Source organism: Cecembia sp. (assembly GCF_007126775.1).
In the GTDB taxonomy this organism is placed as follows: domain Bacteria; phylum Bacteroidota; class Bacteroidia; order Cytophagales; family Cyclobacteriaceae; genus Cecembia.
This window is the reverse complement of sequence record NZ_SLAP01000228.1, coordinates 1-4,339: the sequence shown is the minus strand read 5'-3', so window position 1 is coordinate 4,339 and position 4,339 is coordinate 1. Positions and strand designations below refer to the sequence as shown.

Sequence of the window (4,339 nt, the reverse complement as noted above, 5' to 3'; positions counted from 1 at the left end):
TCTCCTTCCAATTGGGTTTGGGGAAGTATTCGTGGTGGTGATGCCAACAAAGGTACAGATCCAGGGGATTTTGTGACGATTAACCCTATTCAGAGATATGAGGCGTTCTCGACGATTAATATTCTTGAAGAAAACTGGAATGGAAATTACGAAGGTATAGCCAGAAATAACAATGTGCTTAGGTTATTGGAAATAAGAGCTGATAATGTAACTGATGCGCAAGCTTTGGCTATTGAAGCTCAAGCCAGATTCCTAAGAGCACATCATTATTTCCAATTGTATCGAAATTTTGATAAAGTTCCAATCATCCCCCATACCGTTGATTATGGATCAGAGGAATTTGACAACCTGACCAATGATCAGGAAATGCTTCCTTTCATAGAGGCGGAGTTCAGATTTGCTGTAGAAAATCTTCCCGCGACACAACCGCAGGTAGGAAGGGTGAATTCTTGGGCCGCTAAGGCATATTTGGCCAAAACAATGCTATATGCCAGAAAATTTGCTGAAGCAAAACAAGTTTTTGACGATGTCATAGCCAACGGTGTGACAAGTAATGGGTTGAAGTACGGCTTAGTACCATACTATGACGACATGTTCCGTGGCGCCAATGATAATCATCAGGAGTCAATATGGGCTTACCAATCTGCTGCTGGTACCGGAACTGTTAACAATGCCAATCCTGAATTTGACTTGAATTTCCCATACAATACAGGACCAAATGGACCTGGAAACTGTTGTGGATTCTTCCAGCCAAGCTTTACTTTTGTCAATTCCTTCAGAACTAACAATGGCTTGCCTATGTTGGACGGCGCATTCAATCAGCCTGCAAACAGGGTTGTTAGTGATATGGGCTTGACCTCTGCGCAGCCTTTCACGCCTGATGCTGGTCCTTTGGATCCAAGATTGGACCATACCGTAGGTAGAAGAGGTATCCCTTATTTGGATTGGCAAGATCATCCAGGAGAAGCTTGGATTCGTAACCAGCCCAATGGTGGTCCTTATGCACCTAAAAAATATGTTTATCAAAGAGCGGAGCAAGGTACTTTCCAAGATAATTCTTCTTGGACTCCTGGATATACTGGCATCAATTTCTTGATCATCCGCTTTGCAGATGTTTTATTGATGGCAGCTGAGGCTGAAGTTGAATTGGGTAACCTGGAAGCAGCAAGAGCTTTAACAAATCAGGTAAGAGAAAGGGCTCAAAATTCTGAACTTCTTAGAGATGGTGGTGCTCCTGCAGCAAATTATGTTGTAGAATTGTACAATGCTCCTTGGACTGATGCCAATGTAGCGAGACAAGCCGTAAGATTTGAAAGGAAACTGGAGTTGGGAATGGAAGGTCATAGATTTTATGACTTAGTAAGATGGGGTATTGCCAAAGAAGAGATTGATTTCTATTTGGCTTTAGATGGTGTTTTGTTACAGGCTGCATTGGGAGGAGCCTCCTTCACAGCAGGTCGTGATGAATTATTGCCTATCCCACAAAACCAAGTTGACTTGATGGGGTCTGATAAACTAAGACAAAATCCTGGTTTCTAATCACCTGTTAAATCTATAGTTAATTCAAAGAGATGGCTTTAAGCCATCTCTTTGTTTTTTCACTTGTTTTGAAAAATTTGGCTAAATTTAAATCGGATTAAGCGCTCCATTCCTGGGCTTATAGATTATTTGCATTAATCAACCCAAGTACATTATGAGAAAAACATGGTTACCACTCAGTATATTTCTTTTCTCCATCTTTTCCTGTTCAAAAAGAACAGATACGCTTTTTGAACTGCACTCGACAAAAACTACCGGAATTGAATTTAATAATCGGATTGTTGAATCGGACACTTTCAATATCCTTACGGATGAATATATTTTTAATGGAGGAGGTGTTGCTGTAGGAGATTTCAATAATGACGGCCTTCCGGACCTTTATTTTACAGGGAATCAAGTATCCAATGCATTGTACTTGAATTTAGGCAACCTCAAATTTGAGGATATTACGGAAAGTTCGGGTACTGCCGCCGCTGATCGTTGGAGTACTGGAGTAACGGTAGTGGATATAAATGGTGATGGTTGGATGGATATTTATGTTTGTTCCGCGATGTTTCCAGATAAGGAGAGGCGTTCCAATATGCTTTTTGTCAATCAGGGGCTTGATAATGATGGAAAGCCCTATTTCAAGGAAATGGCCAAAGAATATGGGATTGCTGAGCATGGCAACAGTATGATGGCAACATTTTTTGATTACAACAATGATGGGCTTTTGGATTTGTATGTGCTGAACAACGAACAGGTAAAAGGAGCTCCCTCAAATTTTAGAGAAAAGATCACTGATGGTTCGGCCATCAATAATGACAGACTTTACAAAAATAATGGTGATGGTACATTTACAGATGTAACCATAGAAGCGGGCATTACCATAGAAGGATTTGGATTGGGTATTGCTGTGGCAGATATCAATCAGGATGGTTGGTTGGATATCTATGTTTCCAATGACTACATGCCCAATGATATTTTATATATCAACAATCAAGACGGTACTTTTTCCAATAGGACCAAGGAATACATTCGGCATCAGAGCATGTTTTCCATGGGGTCTGATATTGCTGATTATAATAATGATGGCTATTTGGACATCATCACTTTAGATATGTTGGGGGAAAGTAATTTTAGGAAGAAGACGACAATCGCAAAAAACTCATATCAAACCTATATCAATAATGAAGAATGGGGATATGAATACCAACATGTGCGTAATATGTTGCACGTTGGAAATGGTCCTGAAATTCCATTTAGTGAAATCGGTTTTATGGCAGGTATTTATCAAACAGATTGGTCATGGTCACCCCTATTTGTAGATATGGACAATGATGGGCAGAGAGATTTGTTGATCACCAATGGGTTTCCCAGGGATATCACTGATAAGGATTTTGCCAATTATAGGGCTGATGTAGGCAGTGTAGCCTCTGTTCGGCAGCTTCTTGATTCCATTCCGATTGTTAAAATACCTAATTATTCCTTCCGAAATAAGGGGGATTGGACTTTTGCGGATGTGGGCGATAGCTGGGGCTTAAATAAACCCTCCTTCTCCAATGGGGCAGTCTTCGTGGATTTGGATGGAGATGGAGATTTGGATTATGTAGTCAATAATATCAATGATCCTGCTTTTGTCTTTGAAAATAAAACCAATCAGGGAAAGGATAAAAGAAACTTCCTAAGGGTGAAATTGAAAGGAGATCAACAAAACCCTATGGGTATAGGAGCGAAACTTGTTCTTCGATTTGAAGATGGTTCTTTCCAGTACCATGAACAGCATGTTTCCAGGGGATATATGTCTGCTGTTGAAGACGTCGTCCATTTTGGACTTGGCGATCAGGACAGAGTCCTAATGCTGGAGATTTTTTGGCAGGATGGAAAATATGAAAGTGCTAGGCTTGAAAAAGTAAATGAACTGATCGTATTGGAACATAGCAATGCACAGTCTAAATTACTTTCTGACCTTGATTTTCCTTTTACTCCCAAAGAAGTAAATCGCCTTGTCGAAGAAGTTTCTTATGTAAAGGGAATTGATTTTGTTCATCAGGAGGCAGATAAAATTGATTACAATATCCAGCGCACTTTACCTCATAAACTGACCCAATTTGGTCCAGGAATAGTGGTTGGGGACATCAATGGAGATGGCCTTGAAGATTTTATTGTAGGCAGTTCTTCCGGTTTTTCGCCCCGCATCTTTTTTCAGGATGAAACAGGTACCTTCTCTGGTGTGGATCTGTTTCAAAAAGAGGAGGAAAAGCAATTTGAAGAGATGGGAATGGTACTCTTTGATGTGGACAATGATGGTGATTTGGACCTTTATCTGGTTTCCGGTAGCGCTGAATTTAGGCTTGATGCAGAGGAATATGTAGATAGGTTATACATCAATGATGGCAAGGGTAATTTCCAATCCTCTCAGGATGCCCTAACTGCAGATAAAGTCAGTGGCTCAGTGGTAAAGGTGGCTGATTTTGATGGAGATGGTTACATGGACTTGTTTGTTGGTGGAAGGAGTCCTATAGGACAGTTTCCCTTTCCTGATCAAAGCATTTTGCTTCGGAACAATCAGGGTAAGCTTGAAGATGTAACCGATTTATTGGCGCCAGGATTGAGGCAGGTGGGTATGGTTACCGACGCGCTTTGGACGGACTTTGACCAAGATGGTTTGGTGGATTTGATTTTGGTAGGTGAATTAATGCCAATCACGGTTTTCAAAAACACTGGAAATGGATTTGAAAAGCTCAAAGATACGGGAATGGAAAATCACTTGGGTTGGTGGAACAGCATCGTTGCAGGTGATTTTAATGGAGATGGAAGC

2 protein-coding genes are annotated in these 4,339 nt (G+C 40.7%); both read left to right on the top strand.

Annotated elements, in window-relative coordinates; all coding sequences use genetic code 11:
• Positions 1 to 1,539 (top strand): RagB/SusD family nutrient uptake outer membrane protein (locus tag QZT73_RS15030; RefSeq protein ID WP_291789023.1); only part of this gene is annotated, 1,539 nt, incomplete at its 5' end.
• A 154-nt stretch (positions 1,540 to 1,693) separates the two neighbouring features.
• A partial coding sequence (locus tag QZT73_RS15025) for a VCBS repeat-containing protein (RefSeq protein ID WP_291789020.1) occupies positions 1,694 to 4,339 on the top strand: 2,646 nt, incomplete at its 3' end.